Origin of the sequence: Streptomyces sp. NPDC005017, from assembly GCF_042873115.1 — a bacterium.
GTDB lineage: Bacteria > Actinomycetota > Actinomycetes > Streptomycetales > Streptomycetaceae > Streptomyces.
In genome coordinates this window covers 245,215-260,448 of sequence record NZ_JBIALD010000010.1, presented here as the reverse complement: position 1 = coordinate 260,448, position 15,234 = coordinate 245,215, and the positions used below count along the sequence as shown (strand labels likewise).

Annotated in this window: 12 protein-coding genes; 5 read left to right on the top strand and 7 right to left on the bottom strand. The window is 73.7% G+C overall.

Features of this window, described 5'->3' with window-relative positions:
* Positions 1–110 precede the first annotated feature (110 nt).
* From ACFYR0_RS18075 to ACFYR0_RS18050, 6 genes are all read right to left on the bottom strand, one after another.
* Positions 111–1,583 carry an aldehyde dehydrogenase family protein gene (locus ACFYR0_RS18075; RefSeq protein ID WP_389328385.1) on the bottom strand — a complete coding sequence of 491 codons (1,473 nt, stop codon included), beginning with the start codon at positions 1,581–1,583 and terminating at the stop codon, positions 111–113.
* A complete protein-coding gene (locus tag ACFYR0_RS18070) occupies positions 1,580–3,310 on the bottom strand; it encodes an amidohydrolase family protein (RefSeq protein WP_389328382.1) in 1,731 nt (576 codons plus the stop codon). Before ACFYR0_RS18070 ends, ACFYR0_RS18075 begins: the two co-directional genes overlap by 4 nt.
* A gap of 4 nt (positions 3,311–3,314) precedes the next feature.
* Positions 3,315–4,433, bottom strand: coding sequence for an LLM class flavin-dependent oxidoreductase (locus tag ACFYR0_RS18065; RefSeq protein WP_389328379.1), 1,119 nt, complete (start codon positions 4,431–4,433; stop codon positions 3,315–3,317).
* Positions 4,434–4,558: 125 nt separating this feature from the next.
* Positions 4,559–5,329, bottom strand: a complete 771-nt coding sequence (locus ACFYR0_RS18060; protein WP_389328376.1) for an SDR family NAD(P)-dependent oxidoreductase — start codon at positions 5,327–5,329, stop codon at positions 4,559–4,561.
* 10 nt (positions 5,330–5,339) lie between these two features.
* Positions 5,340–6,254 (bottom strand): TIGR03619 family F420-dependent LLM class oxidoreductase, encoded by a 915-nt coding sequence (locus tag ACFYR0_RS18055; protein ID WP_389328373.1) that lies wholly within the window; start codon positions 6,252–6,254, stop codon positions 5,340–5,342.
* Entirely contained in the window at positions 6,251–7,480 is a 1,230-nt protein-coding gene (locus ACFYR0_RS18050; RefSeq protein ID WP_389328370.1) for an amidohydrolase family protein, read from the bottom strand. Before ACFYR0_RS18050 ends, ACFYR0_RS18055 begins: the two co-directional genes overlap by 4 nt.
* Positions 7,481–7,675: 195 nt before the next feature.
* Between ACFYR0_RS18050 and ACFYR0_RS18045 the strand changes: the two genes are divergently transcribed.
* Positions 7,676–10,621 (top strand): BTAD domain-containing putative transcriptional regulator, encoded by a 2,946-nt coding sequence (locus ACFYR0_RS18045; RefSeq protein WP_389328367.1) that lies wholly within the window; start codon positions 7,676–7,678, stop codon positions 10,619–10,621.
* A 202-nt stretch (positions 10,622–10,823) separates the two neighbouring features.
* The gene (locus tag ACFYR0_RS18040) at positions 10,824–11,012 is read left to right on the top strand and encodes a sigma-like protein (protein WP_389328365.1); all 189 of its coding nucleotides are present in this window, start codon (positions 10,824–10,826) and stop codon (positions 11,010–11,012) included.
* A gap of 112 nt (positions 11,013–11,124) precedes the next feature.
* Here ACFYR0_RS18040 and ACFYR0_RS18035 read toward each other — a convergent pair whose 3' ends face one another.
* Positions 11,125–12,738: a FadD3 family acyl-CoA ligase gene (locus tag ACFYR0_RS18035; protein WP_389328362.1), complete on the bottom strand. Its 1,614-nt coding sequence runs from the start codon at positions 12,736–12,738 to the stop codon at positions 11,125–11,127.
* A 97-nt stretch (positions 12,739–12,835) separates the two neighbouring features.
* Between ACFYR0_RS18035 and ACFYR0_RS18030 the strand changes: the two genes are divergently transcribed.
* The 3 genes from ACFYR0_RS18030 to ACFYR0_RS18020 are packed head-to-tail and all read left to right on the top strand — an operon-like array spanning position 12,836 to position 15,170.
* Positions 12,836–13,984 (top strand): lipid-transfer protein, encoded by a 1,149-nt coding sequence (locus tag ACFYR0_RS18030; RefSeq protein WP_389328359.1) that lies wholly within the window; start codon positions 12,836–12,838, stop codon positions 13,982–13,984.
* A 2-nt stretch (positions 13,985–13,986) separates the two neighbouring features.
* Positions 13,987–14,403 (top strand): Zn-ribbon domain-containing OB-fold protein, encoded by a 417-nt coding sequence (locus ACFYR0_RS18025; RefSeq protein ID WP_389328356.1) that lies wholly within the window; start codon positions 13,987–13,989, stop codon positions 14,401–14,403.
* A complete protein-coding gene (locus tag ACFYR0_RS18020) occupies positions 14,400–15,170 on the top strand; it encodes an enoyl-CoA hydratase/isomerase family protein (protein WP_389328353.1) in 771 nt (256 codons plus the stop codon). Before ACFYR0_RS18025 ends, ACFYR0_RS18020 begins: the two co-directional genes overlap by 4 nt.
* Positions 15,171–15,234 lie beyond the last annotated feature (64 nt).

Here is a 15,234-nt window from a genome sequence, read left to right as displayed (position 1 = left end):
CGGTGCCGAGGGCCGGAGCGCGGGGGGCCCGGAGCGCGGGGGCCGGAGCGCGGGGGCCGGAGTCGGACGTCCGCGCCCCGAGGCGGGTGCCGGCCCGGCCGTCCGGGCGCTCAGCCCGGCCATACGATCGACTGCACCTCGCTGTAGGCGTGCAGGGCGTAGGAGCCGCAGTCGCGGCCCACACCGCTGTGTCTGAAGCCGCCGAAGGGGGCCTCCATGTTGCGGGCGACCGTGTTGACGCCCACCCCTCCGGCCCGCAGCCGGCGGGCCACCCGGAACGCGCGCGCGGTGTCGGCGGACCAGACGTAGTCGATGAGGCCGTAGTCGGAGTCGTCGGCCAGACGCACCGCCTCCTCCTCGTCGTCGAAGGGGATCACCACGACCACCGGGCCGAAGATCTCCTCGCGGGCCACCCGCATGTCGTTGGTGCAGTCGGCGAGCAGGGTGGGCGCGACGAAGAACCCCTTCTCCAGGGGCGGGCGTTCACCGCCGGTGACGATCACCGCCCCCTCCTTGCGGCCCAGTTCGACATAGGACTCGACCCGGTCGCGGTGGGCAGCCGAGATCAGCGGTCCCACGACGGTGTCCCGCTCGCGCGGATCGCCCACCTTCAGCCGGGCGGCGTACGCGGCCAGTTGGCCGATCAGCCGCTCGTAGATCCCGCGCTGGGCCAGCACCCGGGTCGGGGCCGTGCAGATCTGGCCGCTGTAGAAGGAGAAGGTCGTGCCGATGCCGGACACCGCCGAGGCCAGGTCGGCGTCGTCGAAGACCAGGGCCGCACCCTTGCCGCCGAGCTCCATGAGCTGGCGTTTCATGTGCCGCCCGCACACCTCGGCGATGCTCCGGCCGACCGCGGTGGAGCCGGTGAAGCTGACCATGTCGACGTCGGGCGAGTCCACGGCCGCCTCGCCCACGGCCACCGCCCGCCCGGACACCACGTTGACCACGCCCGGCGGGGCGCCCGCGGCCTGGAGCGCCTCGGCCATCCGGTAGACGGACAGCGGGTCCTGCGGCGCGGGCTTCACGACGACCGTGTTGCCCATGGCCAGCGCGGGGGCGACCTTCCCGGCGGGGTTGGCCCAGGGGTTGTTGTACGAGGTGACGCAGGTGACCACGCCGACGGGCTGGCGGACCGCCAGGGCCCCCATCACCGCCGCCCTCCCGATCGGTCCCGCCTCGTTGACCTGCGGCGCGATCGGCCACTCGGCGGGCTCCGGGCGCGCGTAGCGGCGGAAGCGGGCGGCGCCCACGCCGACCTGGAGGGCGCGGGCGGTGGCCGTGGTCGCGCCGGTCTCGGCCTGGGCGAGCAGGGCGTACTCGGCGGCCCGGTCGCCGATGACGGCCGCGGCGCGCGCGAGCAGGGCGGCCCGCTCCTCGGGCGCGGTGCGCGACCAGGTCCCGAAGGCCTCGCGGGCCGCTGCGCAGGCCGCGTGCACCTGTGCCCGCGAGGCCTCGGGCGCCCGGCCGACGACCCTCTCGCTCGCCGGGTCGACGACGTCGTAGTAGCCGCCGTCGGGCTCGGTCCAGGCGCCGCCGATCAGCAGCCGCTGGCCGTCCGCCGCCCGGGTGTCCCGGCCGGTCACCTGGTCGCCACCGTCCTCGTGTCGCGGCCCGAGCGCAGCACCCTGCCCGGCACTGCCCCGGTCACCTCGTCCTCGCGGATCACCTCGACCCCGTTGACCCGCACGGCCCGTATCCCGAGGGCCCGGGAGTCCAGGCGGGGGCTGTCGCCCGGCAGGTCGTGCACCAGCGTGGCCTTGTCCGCGTCCACGCGCTCCGGGTCGAACAGGACGAGGTCGGCGTGGAACCCCTCCTCGATCCGCCCGCGCCCGCGCAGCCCGAACAGCCGGGCCGGGTCGTCGGTCAGCATCCGCACCGCCTCCTCCAGGCCGACCAGCCCGCGCCCGCGCAGACAGTCCCCGAGGAACCGGGTCGTGTACGGCGCCCCGCACATCCGGTCCAGGTGCGCGCCCGCGTCGGAGCCGCCGAGCAGCACGTCCTCGTGCCGCCAGGTCTCCGCGCGCAGGGCCCAGGAGGCCGGGTCGTTGTCGGTGGGCATGGGCCACAGGACGGTACGCAGGCCGTCGTTCGCGCAGATCTCCACCAGGCAGGCGAACGGGTCCTGGCCGCGCTCGGCCGCGATGTCCTTCACGACCCGGCCGGTGAGTCCGGCGTTGGGCTCGCTGTAGGTGTCGCCGATGACGTACCGACCGAAGTCGGTCAGGCGGCGGAAGACGCCCGCCTCCTCGGAGCGGGCCTGCCGGAGCATCTCCCGCCGTACCTCCGGGTCGCTCAGGCGGCGGACGCGTTCCGGGACGGGCAGGCCGAGGACGGGCCCCCAGCCGGGGATGAGGTTGAGCGCGCAGAAGGTGCCGAGCGACATGTTCATCGGCGTGAGGATGGGCATGGTCAGCGCGACCACGCGCCCGCCGGCCTTGCGGGCCCGCTCGCTCGCCAGGAGCTGGCGGGGCACGCGCTCCGGGACGGCCGCGTCGACGGTGAGGACGTTCCAGTTGAGCGGTCGCCCGGGCACCGCGCTCATCTCCGCGAGCAGGTCGATCTCGGCGTCGCTGAAGCGGTCCAGGCAGCCGGCCACGATCGCCTCGATCTGGGTGCCCTCGTGCTCGCCGACCGCCCCGCACAGGGCCAGCAGTTCGGCGGGGAGCGCGTGCCGGGAGGCGACCGGGCGGCCGTCGCCGTCGGAGTGGGTGGAGGACTGGGTGGTGGACAGGCCCCAGGCCCCGGCGTCCATGGCCTCGTGCAGCAGCCGCAGCATCGCGTCGAGCTGCTCCGTCGAGGGCTGCCCGCCGACCGCCTCCGGGCCCATCACATGCCGGCGCAGGGCACAGTGGCCCACCATGAAACCGGCGTTGACCGCGATCCGGCCGTCCAGCGCGTCCAGGTACTCGCCGAAGGTGCTCCAGGTCCAGGGCGCCCCCTCCTCCAGCGCCACGAGGGACATCCCCTCCACCTTCGCCATCATCCGCCGGGTGTAGTCGGCGTCCTCGGGGCGGGCGGGGTTCAGCGGGGCCAGCGTGAAGCCGCAGTTGCCCGCGACGACGGTGGTCACGCCGTGGTTGAGGGAGGGGGTCGCGTACGGGTCCCAGAACAGCTGGGCGTCGTAGTGGGTGTGGGGGTCGACGAACCCGGGGGCGAGGACGAGCCCGGAGGCGTCCTCGCGGGTGCGGGACGCCTCGGTGATCCGGCCGACGGCGGCGATACGGCCGTCGCGCAGACCGACGTCGGCGGTGCGGGCGGGGCGTCCGGTCCCGTCGACGACCGTGGCCCCGGCGATGACGTGGTCGAGCATGGGCTCAGGCCCCCCGCCGGAACCGCGTGGTCCGGTGCACGGGATCCGTGTCGATCTTCGGGATCACCTGCTCGCCGATCAGCCGGATCGTCTGGAGCGTCTCCTCCTTCGGCACCCCGACGGGCAGTCCGAAGCTCAGCTGGTCCGCGCCCGCCTGCTCCCACCGCTTGCACTGGCGCAGCACCTCGTCGGGGTCGCCGCAGATCAGCAGCTCCTCCTCGATGAGCACCTCGACGAACTCCGGTGTGTACCGGGGCAGCGTCTCGGGCCAGACGGGGAACCCCTCGGGCCGCGGGAAGGTGTCGTGGTAGCGGAAGACGAGGGAGGGCAGGTAGTGCAGTCCGCCGTTGACCGCGATCTCGATCGCCTCGGCGTGCGTGGGCGCGCAGATCGCCGTGGTCGTCACCATCACGTTGTCGTTGACGAAGTCCCCGACCGGCCGCGCGTCCACGATCGCCGTCTTGTACTGCTCCAGCACCCATTCCATGTCCGAGACCTTCTGGATGCTGAAGCCGAGCACCCCTAGGCCCTTGCGGGCGGCCATGGCGTACGAGGGCGGGGATCCGGCGGCGTACCACATCGCCGGGTGCGAGGCCCCGTACGGCTTGGGCAGGATCTTGCGCGGCGGCAGGGACCAGTGCTTGCCCTGGAAGCCGGCGTACTCGTCCTGGAGCCACATCCTGGGGAACTCGGCGATCGTCTCCTCCCAGATCTCCTTGGTGTGGTTCATGTCGGTGATGCCGGGCAGGAAGCCGAGGATCTCGTGGGACCCGGCCCCCCGCCCGCTGCCGAACTCGAAGCGGCCCTCGGAGAGGTGGTCGAGCATCGCGACCTTCTCGGCGACCTTCACGGGGTGGTTGACCTGGGCGAGGGGGTTGAAGATCCCGGAGCCGAGGTGGATGCGCTCGGTGGCGTGCGCGAGGTAGCCGAGGAAGACGTCGTTGGCGGACAGATGGGAGTACTCCTCCAGGAAGTGGTGCTCGGAGGCCCAGGCGTACTTGAACCCGGACCTGTCCGCCTGGATGACGTACTCGGTCTCCTCCATCAGCGCCTTGTGCTCGGCGAGGGGGTCGGTCTCGGCGCGCTTGCCCACGTATCCCTGTACAAAGAGCCCGAATTCCACGGAGGTTCACCGTCCCGGGGTCGAGTGTGCCGAGTTTCTGACTTCCCGTCAGATAGGGGACTGTGGCACCGCGGCCCTGGATGGTCAATAGCTGACGGACAGTCAGATCCAGGGGTCCGCGGGTGTCAGAGGACGCCGACCCCGGCCAGCCAGCCGCCGTCGATCACGAACGGCTGCCCGGTGATGTACGAGGAGTCCTCCGAGGTCAGGAACAGCGCCAGCCGGGCCACCTCCTCGGCCCTGCCGATCCGCCCGAGCGGCACCAGCCTGCGGTACAGCGCGTCCAGCGCCCGCCCGGTCCCCTCCGGGTCGGCGTCCGGGTCCAGCCGGGCCGGGTTGGACATCGCGGTGTCCACGGCACCCGGGCAGATGGCGTTGACCCGGATACCGCGCCCGGCCAGCTCCAGCGCGGCCACCCTGGTCAGCCCCAGCACGGCGTGCTTGGTGGCCGCGTACGTCCCCACGGCCGCCATGCCGGTCAGGGCCGTGCAGGAGGCGGTGTTGACGATGGTGCCGCCGTCGGCCAGCTCGGGGGCCACGGCCTTCATCCCGAGGAAGCAGCCGACCTGGTTGACCCGCACGACCTCCATGAACTCGTCGAGCGGGGTGTCCACGAGGGCGTTGAAGCGCAGCACACCCGCGTTGTTGACCAGCCCGTCGACGCGCCCGTGGGCCTCCTTCACGGCGGCGACCGCGTCCCGCCAGCCGTCCTCCGTGCCGACGTCGAGATGCAGGTACAGCGCGCCGAGTTCCTTGGCGAGCGCCTCGCCAGGCTCGTCGAGGACGTCGGTGACGACGACCTCGGCGCCCTCCTGACGGAACAGCCGGGCCTCCTGCTCGCCCTGGCCGCGTGCCGCGCCGGTGACGATCACCACGCGGCCGTCCAGCTTGCCCATCGGTCCTCCTCTACAGCCCCGGCGCCACCTCGGCGCCGAACGCGGCGATCTGGTCGGTGAGTTCGGTGCGGCCGCGGCTGCGGAAGCGCACCTGGAGCTGGTCCACGCCCATCGCCCGGTAGGCGCGCAGGGACTCGGCGAGGGCGTCCGGGCTCCCGGAGAGGCAGCGCCGGCCCACGTCCCAGGCGGGCCGTCCGACGTGGAGCGGCTCGGCGATGGCCCCGAAGGAGAAGGGTCCGCTCAGTCCGGCCCGTTCTCGCAGCTCCCGGATGCGGGCGATCCGCCCGGCCAGCCGCTCGCGCGGATCGCCCTGCGGCAGCCAGCCGTCGCCCTTGAGCGCGGCCCGGCGCACGGCGGGCGCCGAGGAGCCGCCGACCCAGAGCGGCACTCGCGGCTGGGCGGGCCGGGGCCGCTGGCCGAGGCCCTCGAAGTCGTACAGCTTGCCGTGGTGCTCGGGATACTCCTCCGGGCCGAGGGCGGCGCGCAGCGCGTCGATCGTCTCGTCCAGCACGGCCCCGCGCCGGGCGAAGTCGGCCCCGAGCGCCTCGAACTCCTCGGCCACGTGCCCGGCCCCGACGCCGAGGACGAGCCGGCCCCCGGAGAGGTGGTCGAGGGTGGCGTACTGCTTCGCGGTGAGCAGCGGGTGCCGCAGCCCGACCACGGCGACGTGCGAGAGCAGCCGGACGCGGCCGGTGGCGGCGGCCAGGTAGGCGAGGGTGGCGACGGGGTCGTACCAGACCGTGCTCATCGCGGCCGCGAGGCGGCGCGGGACGGCGACGTGGTCGCAGACGGCGACGTAGGCGAAGCCGGCCGCCTCCGCGGCGCGCGCGACGGCGAGCAGGTCCTCGGGACCTGCGGTGGTCTCCCAGGGTTCGGTGTAGAGGATGCTCTGGGACTGGACCGGGAGCTGGATGCCGTACCTCACGGCGCCCAGAGCCCCTCGGGGGTGAGCTGGAGCAGCTCGATGGCGTTGCCGCGCACGATCCGGGTGACGGTGTCGGCGTCGAGGTGGGCCATCTGGGCCTCGCCGACCTCGCGGGACTTGGGCCAGGTGGAGTCGGAGTGCGGGTAGTCGGTCTCGTAGAGGACGTTCCCGACGCCGACGGCGTCCAGGTTGCGCAGCCCGAACGCGTCGTCGAAGAAGCAGCCGTAGACATGACCGGCGAAGGTCTCGGAGGGTGGCCGGCGGACCTTGTCGGCGACGCCGCCCCATGCCCGGTTCTCCTCCCAGACGACGTCGGCGCGCTCCAGGACGTAGGGGATCCAGCCGATCTGTCCCTCGGCGTACATCACGCGCAGGCCGGGGAACCGCTCGAACTTGCCGCTCATCAGCCAGTCGACCATCGAGAAGCAGCAGTTGGCGAAGGTGATGGTGGAGCCGACGGCGGGCGGGGCGTCGGCGGAGGTGGACGGCATACGGCTGCTGGAGCCGATGTGCATGGCGATGACCGTGCCGGTCTCGTCGCAGGCGGCGAGGAAGGGGTCCCAGTCGTCGGTGTGCACGGAGGGCAGGCCGAGGTGCGGGGGGATCTCGGAGAAGGCGACGGCCCGCACGCCCCGGGCGGCGTTGCGCCGGACCTCCTCGGCGGCGAGCCGCGCGTCCCAGAGCGGGATCAGGGTGAGCGGTATCAGCCGGCCGCCGGCCTCGGGCCCGCACCACTCCTCCACCATCCAGTCGTTGTACGCGCGCACGCACAGCAGTCCCAGCTCGCGGTCGCGGGCCTCGGTGAAGGTCTGGCCGCAGAAGCGGGGGAAGGTGGGGAAGCACAGGGCGGACTGGACGTGGTTGACGTCCATGTCGGCGAGCCGGGCGGGCACGTCGTACGACCCGGGCCGCATCTGCCCGTAGGTGATCACCTCGAGGCGGATCTCGTCGCGGTCGTACCCGACGGCGGTGTCCAGGCGGGTGAGCGGCCGGTGCAGGTCCTCGTAGACCCACCAGTCGCCGACCGGGCCGTCCGTGGTGCCCGGTTCGCCCATGACGGGCTTGAAGCGGCCGCCGAGGAAGGTCATCTCCCTCAGCGGGGCGCGGACGATCCGGGGTCCGGTGTCCAGGTACTTCCTCGGCAGCCGGTCCTGCCAGACGCCCGGGGGTTCGACGGTGTGGTCGTCGACGGAAATGATGCGCGGGAAGGCGTGGTTGGAGTCCATGTCGGCCACCGTAGCGCCGATCTGACGGACCGTCAGTAACCCTGTCGCCGAGGAGGAGATGTGAGGGCCTTGTGGACTCCCGTGAGCCGCTCTGTGATCGGCGTCTCGCACGGCTGACGCATCCGCCGTGCACAAGGCAAACTGACGGAGTTGTTCGGGATGTCTGGAGCCGGACAGGCCCTAGGGGGGACGTCGATGGACGGGGTACCGCGAGTGCCGGAGCAGCGCCGCCGAGGCTCGGACGAGCCCGCGCCGCTGCGCTTCGGTGTGCTCGGACCGGTGCGTGCCTGGCGCGGCGAGGAGCCGCTGCCGACCGGCTCCCCCCAGCAGCGCGCGCTGCTGGCGGCCCTGCTGCTGCGCGAGGGCCGTACGGCCACCGCGGCCGAGCTGATCGACGCCCTGTGGGGCGAGGAGCCGCCCTCGCAGGCCCTCGCCGCGGTACGGACCTACGCCTCGCGGCTGCGCAAGGTGCTGGACGCGGGTGTGCTGGTCAGCGAGTCCGGCGGCTACGCGGTGCGAGGCCTGGACGAGGGGTCGCTGGACCTCACGGTGGCGCAGGACCTCGCCGCCGGGGCGGAGAAGGCCCGGCACGGCGGTGACCTGTGCCAGGCCCGCGAGGTGCTGGGGCGCGCCCTGGCCCTGTGGGACGGCGAGCCCCTGGCCGGGGTGCCCGGCCCGTACGCGGACGCCCAGCGCGTCCGGCTGGAGGAGTGGCGCCTGCAACTCCTCGAATCCCGGCTGGACATGGACCTGGAGCAGGGCTGCCACGCGGAGGCGGTCTCCGAGCTGACGGCGCTCACCGCCGCGCACCCCCTGCGGGAGCGGCTGCGCGAACTGCTGATGCTGGCGCTGTACCGCAGCGGACGCCAGGCGGAGGCGCTGGCGGTCTACGCCGACACGCGGCGCCTGCTGGCGGACGAGCTGGGGGTGGACCCGGGGCCCGGCCTGCGGGAGCTCCAGGACCGCATCCTCAAGGCGGACCCGGGCCTCGCCGAGCCCTCGGCGCCCGCCGCCGAGCCCGCCGCGGTCCTCGTGCGTCCGGCGCAACTCCCCGCGACCGTGCCCGACTTCACGGGCCGCGCCGCGTTCGTGTCCGAGCTGCGTGACGTCCTGACCTCCGCGGAGGGCCGCGTCATGGCCGTCTCCGCGCTGGCCGGCATCGGCGGCGTCGGCAAGACCACCCTCGCGGTCCACGTGGCCCACCAGGCCCGGTCCGCGTTCCCCGACGGCCAGCTGTACGTCGACCTCCAGGGCGCGGGCCCCCGGGCGGCGGAGCCGGAGACCGTCCTCGGCGCCTTCCTGCGCGCCCTCGGCACCGCCGACTCGGCCGTCCCCGACTCGCTGGAGGAGCGGGCCGCGCTGTACCGCTCGATGCTCGACGGCCGACGGGTCCTGGTCCTCCTCGACAACGCCCGCGACGCCGCGCAGGTACGGCCGCTGCTGCCCGGCACGGACGGCTGCGCCGCGCTGGTGACCTCCCGGGTGCGGATGGTCGACCTGGCCGGGGCGCATCTGGTCGACCTGGACGTGATGTCCCCTGACGAGGCGCTGGCCCTCTTCACGAGGATCGTGGGCGAGGAGCGGGTCGCCGCCGAGCGGGAGGCCGCGCTCGACGTGGTCGCCGCCTGCGGCTTCCTGCCGCTGGCGATCCGCATCGCCGCGTCCCGGCTCGCCGCCCGCCGCACCTGGACGGTGTCGGTGCTCGCCGCGAAGCTCGCCGACGAACGCCGTCGCCTCGACGAGCTCCAGGCGGGCGACCTGGCGGTCAAGGCCACGTTCGAGCTGGGCTACGGGGCACTGGAACCCGCCCAGGCCCGCGCGTTCCGCCTGCTGGGCCTCGCGGACGGCCCCGACATCTCCCTCGCCGCGGCCGCCGCGGCGCTCGGCCTCGACGCCGACGACACGGAGGACCTCCTGGAGTCCCTCGTCGACACGTCCCTCCTCGAGTCCGCCGCGCCCGGCCGCTACCGCTTCCACGACCTCGTACGCCTCTACGCGCGTGCCTGCGCCGAACGCGACGAGTGGCCGCCGAGCGAGCGGGACGCGGCGTTGTCGCGGTTGCTGGACTTCTATCTGGCCACGGCGGCCCGGGTGTACGCGATCGAACGGCCGGGGGACCGGACCGTGGCGCACCTGGAGGAGGGTGACTACGACGGTCTGGCCTTCACCGATGCCACGGAGGCCCTGGACTGGCTGCACTCGGAGGCGGAACCGCTGCTCGCCTGTGTGCAGCAGTCACTGAATGCCGCGACCCTGCGCCGGGCCGTCGATCTGCTCCTCGCGACCATCGACCTGGCGGAGTCCGGAGCCGGCTCACGCCGCTACGAGACGACGGCCGTGGCCGCGGCCCGGGCCGCCGCCGGGCAGGGAGAGGTCCACGCGGAGGTGCGAGCGCGCATCACGCTGGCGCAGGTTCTGAGCCAGGCGGGACGCTTCGACGAAGCTGAGCGGGAGGCCAGGCGCGCCGACGCCCTCAACGAGACGGCCGGCGACCCCTGGACGACCAGCACCGCTCCCAACCAGTTGGGCATCATCGCACTCTGCACGGCCCGGTACTCCGACGCGGAGGGCTACTTCCTGCGGGCGGTCCACGCCTTTCGGGCGGACGGCAACAAGCCTGGCGAGGCCAGCGCGGTCTGCAACCTCTCCCGCACGCTCGCCTCGATGGGCCGCAGCTCCGAGGCGGTGGAACTCGCCCAGCGAGGCGTGGAGATATACGACGAGCTCGGTCTCTCGGTGCGTCTCGCCAACGCTCGGTACGCCTCGGGGATCGTCCTCACCCAGGCCGGTCGCCTGGCGGAGGCTCTGACGCAGCTCGGCGAGGCGCTCCAGATCTTCACCGAGAACCGCCAGCGTCTGTGGGAGGGCACGACCCACTTCCGCGTCGCCCAGGTCCACATGGCGGCCCGCAGGTTCCCGCAGGCGGCCCAGCACGCGGAACAGGCGCTGGCGATCGGATGCATCGGCGGCGACTGGATGAAGGCCAACGCCCTCACCGTGCTGGGCAAGGCGCTGGCGGCGCTCGGCCAGTCGGGCCGTGCCGGCGCCTGCTGGCGTGAGGCACTGGCGATCTACGACGCCGCGGGTTCGTCCGAGGCCGACGAGGTGCGCACGCTGCTCTCCCCGCTCGCCGCCGCCTGAACCGAAGCCCGGTCGTTCATCGAACGTTTATGGGCTCCTGCCACTCTCAATGCACGGATCCGTCGCGTCGGGGGGCAGGCGGATCCCTCAGGTCTCGTGACTACGCTGAGGCCTCGGAAACGCCCGTTCGGCGGCCCTCGGGGGAGCCGCCGAACGGGCGCCTCCGTCTGGAACGTCAGCCACTGCCTTAGGGGTTCACACCGTGAGCGAAGCAAAGAAGGACGAGAAGATCACGACGCTGGACCAGCACGCGCCCGCGCCGCCCGCCCTGGACGAGGAGGTCACCACGCTGGACCAGCACGCGCCTGTTCCGCCCGCCCTGGACGGCGAGGTCACCACGCTGGACCAGCACGCACCCGCCCCGCCCGCCCTGGATCTCGGCGGCAAGTAGGGCCCGCGTACTTCCGGCCCGAGGGGGACGGCCGCGGCGGCGCGGAGGGGGGCCGCCGTGGCCGGGGTGTTTCGAGGGGGCAGGGCTTTCGGGCTCTGTCCCCTCGAGGGCGTCACGGGCCCGAGGCCTCGCGGAGTCCGCCCTTCACCACCTTGCCGGCGGCGTTGCGCGGGAGTTGCTCCACGAACCGCACCCACCTCGGGACCTTGAAGTTGGCCATCTCGCGGCGGGACCAGGCGATGAGGTCGTCGGCGGTGAGGGAGGAGCCGGGGCGGCGGACGACGTAGGCCTTGCCGGTCTCGCCGAGGCGGGGGTCGGGGACGCCGACGACGGCCACCTCCGCGACGTCCGGGTGCGCGGCCAGCAGCCGCTCTATCTCCGCCGGGTAGGCGTTGAAGCCGCCGACGATGTACATGTCCTTCAGCCGGTCGGTGATGCGCAGGTTGCCCGCGGCGTCCAGGACTCCCACGTCGCCGGTGCGCAGCCAGCCGTCGGGGGCCAGGACCTCGGCCGTGGCGGCGGGGTCCTCGTAGTAGCCGCGCATCACGTTGAAGCCCCGGACCAGGACCTCCCCCGGGGAGCCCGGCGGGAGGCCGGTGCCGTCGGGGGACACCACCCGCACCTCGACCCCCGGTATCGCCCGCCCGGACGTGGCGGCGACGACCTCGGGCGGGTCCCCGCGGCGGCACATCGTCACGAAGCCGCTCGCCTCGGAGAGGCCGTAGGCGGTGAGGACCGTCTCCACGCCGAGGCCGGTCCGCAGGCGTTCGACCAGGGACAGCGGGACCACCGCCGCGCCGGTCACGACCAGCCGGAGGCTGGAGAGGTCGTGGTCGCGGCGGGCGGGGTGGTCGAGGAGTGACTCGAACAGGGTCGGCGGGCCGGGCAGGACCGTCACCCGCTCCGCCGCCACGTTGGCCAGCGCCGTCTCGGCGCCGAAGACCGGCTGCGGGATCATCGTCGCGCCCCTCGTCAGGCAGGCGAGGACGCCGGCCTTGTAGCCGAAGGTGTGGAAGAAGGGGTTGACGATCAGATAGCGGTCGCCCCGGCGCAGACCCGCCAGTTGGGCCCAGGTGTCGTACGCCCGCAGGGACTGCGCGTGGGTGATCAGCGCGCCCTTCGGGCGGCCCGTCGTACCGGACGTGAAGACGATGTCCGAGGCCGCCGTGCCGGGCACCTGTACCGAGCGGACCTCCTCGGCCGCCACGCCCTCCCCGCTCGCCAGGAAGTCCTTCCAGGTCAGGAAGGACCGCGGCGCGTCCTCCGACAGCACCACCGCGGCGCGCAGCGCCGGGAGGCCGGGGAGCGGGCCCGCCGCGTCGCCCTCCCCCGCCGCCCTGCGCAGCGAGGCGACGTAGGAGGTGCCGAGGAACGTGCCCGTGACGAAGAGCAGCCGTGCCCCGCTGCGGCGCAGCACGTCGGCCGCCTCGGCGCCCTTGAAACGGGTGTTGAGGGGGACCAGGACCGCGCCCGCCGAGACCGCCCCGAGCGCCGCCGTGATCCAGTCCAGGGAGTTGGGGGCCCAGATGCCCACCCGGTCGCCGGGGCGCACGCCCTGGGCCAGGCAGGCCGCGGCCGCGCGTTCCACCCGGGCGCCCAGGCCGGCGTACGTCACCCGTACCCGGCCGCCGCAGTCGACGACCGCCTCGGTGGCGGCGTGGCGCACGGCCGCCCAGCGCACCAGCTCGGGAATGCTGCCCCACGGGGCGTTCCACTCGTCCCTCACGACCGGCCTCCCGCCCCGCAGTTGCTGACAGTTCGTCAGGCTATCGCTAATCTGACGACCCGTCAGCAATGAGGAACCAGCCCCGCTGGGAGGGCCCATGGCCGGGATCAAGGACGCCGCCGCCATCGCCGGCATAGGCCAGACCCCCTTCGCCCGGCACCTGCCGGAGGACGAGAGGACCCTCGCCTGCCGGGCCGTGCTCGCCGCGCTGGACGACGCCGGGATCGCGCCCGGCGAGGTGGACGCTGTCGCCTCCTACACCATGGAGGAGACCGACGAGGTGGAGCTCGCCAAGGCCGTCGGGTTCGGGGACCTGACCTTCTTCAGCCGCGTCCCGTACGGCGGCGGCGGCTCCTGCGCGACCGTCGCCCACCTCGCCGCCGCCGTCGCCGCCGGTCAGGCCACCGTCGGGGTCGCCTGGCGCTCGCGCAAGCGCGGCAGCGGGCCGCGCCCCTGGACCGAGACCCGCGCCCAGCTGCCCACCCCCGCCCAGTGGACCCGCCCCTTCGGCCTGCTGCGGCCGGCCGACGAGATCGCCATGCTGGCCCGGCGGTACATGCACGAGTACGGCGCCACCCGGGACCACCTGTTCAACGTCGCCCTCGCCTGCCGCAACCGGGCCAACCAGAACCCGGCGGCGGTGATGTACGACCGCCCCCTGACCCGCGAGATGTACATGACCTCGCGCTGGATCAGCGAGCCGCTGTGCCTGTACGACAACTGCCTGGAGACGGACGGGGCGCTGGCCTGCGTGGTCGTCTCGCGCGAGCGCGCCCGCGACTGCCGGCACCGGCCGGTCCTCGTCCACTCCGCCGCCCAGGGTCTGCCCGCCCAGCACCACGGCATGGTCAACTACTGGAACGACGACCCCCTCACCGGCCCCGCCTGGACCGCCGCCCGGCAGCTGTGGAAGCGGGCCGACCTCACCCCGGACGACGTGGACGTGGCGCAGATCTACGACGCCTTCACCCCGCTCGTCCCGCTCTCCCTGGAGGGCTACGGCTTCTGCGCGAGGGGCGAGGGCGGCGCCTTCACCGAGCAGGGCGCGCTGGAGACCGGCGGCCGGCTGCCGCTCAACACCGGCGGGGGCGGGCTCAGCGAGGCCTATGTGCACGGCTTCAACCTGATCAACGAAGGGGTGAAGCAACTGCGCGGCACCGCCACCGCGCAGGTCCCCGGCGCCACCACCTGCCTCGTCACGGCCGGCGAGGGCGTGCCCACCTCCGCGCTGCTGCTAAGGAGCTGAACGTGCTGACCCCTGTCACCGACACCGACGGCGCGCCCTTCTGGGAGTACGCGGCCCGCGGCGAACTGCGCGTCCAGGCCTGTGCGGACTGCGGCGAGGTCCGCTTCCCGCCCCGGCCCTGCTGCCCGCACTGCGGGTCCTTCGCGTGCGTGTGGAAGCCGACCGACGGCCGCGGCCGCGTCTGGTCGTACGTCGTCGCCCATCCGCCGCTGCTGCCCGGCTACGCGGAGCGGGCGCCGTACCCCGTCGTGATCGTCGAACTCGCCGACGCCCCCCGCGTCCGGCTCGTCGGCAACCTGGTCGCCGCTCCGGGCGCGCCCATCGACTCCCTCGACCCGCGACTGATCCGGATCGGGGCCCGGGTGCGGGTCTCGTTCACCGGCGACGGGCTGCCCCAGTGGCTGCTGGAGCAGCCGTGAGTGTGCGGCTCGACGTCGACGAGGACACCGCGGTCGCCGTCGTCACCCTCGACCGGCCCGAGCGGCTCAACGCGCTCGACCTGGCGGCGGTGGAGCGGCTGACCGGCATCTGGCGGGCGTTGCGGTTCGACGACTCGGTACGGGCGGTCGTGCTCACCGGGGCCGGGACGCGGGCCTTCTGCACCGGGATCGACCGGGACGTCGTCGTGGAGCAGCCCTCGTCGCCGTACATGCTGGACGATCCGCTGCTGCGGGTCGGGCCGAAGTCCTGCGACCTGTGGAAGCCGGTCGTCGCCGCCGTGGAGGGGATGGCCTGCGGCGGCGCCTTCTATCTGCTCGGGGAGTGCGAGTTCGTCGTCGCGGGGGCGGACGCCTCGTTCTTCGACCCGCACACCTCGTACGGGATGGTCAGCGCCTACGAGACGCTGCTCATGGCGCAGCGGATGCCGTACGGGGAGGTCGCGCGGATGGCGCTGATGGGGGTGCGGGAGCGGATCGGGGCGGAGCGGGCCCATGCGACGGGGCTGGTGTCGGAGGTGACCCCGCGGGGCGGGGCGGTGGCGGCCGCGGTGTCCTGCGCCGAGGTGATCGCGGGGTGTCCGGCGCAGGCGGTGCAGGGGACCGTGCGGGCGTTGTGGGCGGCGCGGGAGGGGGCGCTGGCCCGGGGGTTCGCCCAGGCGCCGCAGCTGATCGCGCTGGGGAGCCTGCCGCCCGGGCGGCAGGCGGAGCTGTTCCGGGGGCGGCCGGGCGGGCACCGCACCAGATAGCGCATCGCACCAGGTGGGGGGCCTGTCCCGCGTGGCGGGGCCGACTCGCCGGGCGTAGCGTCTG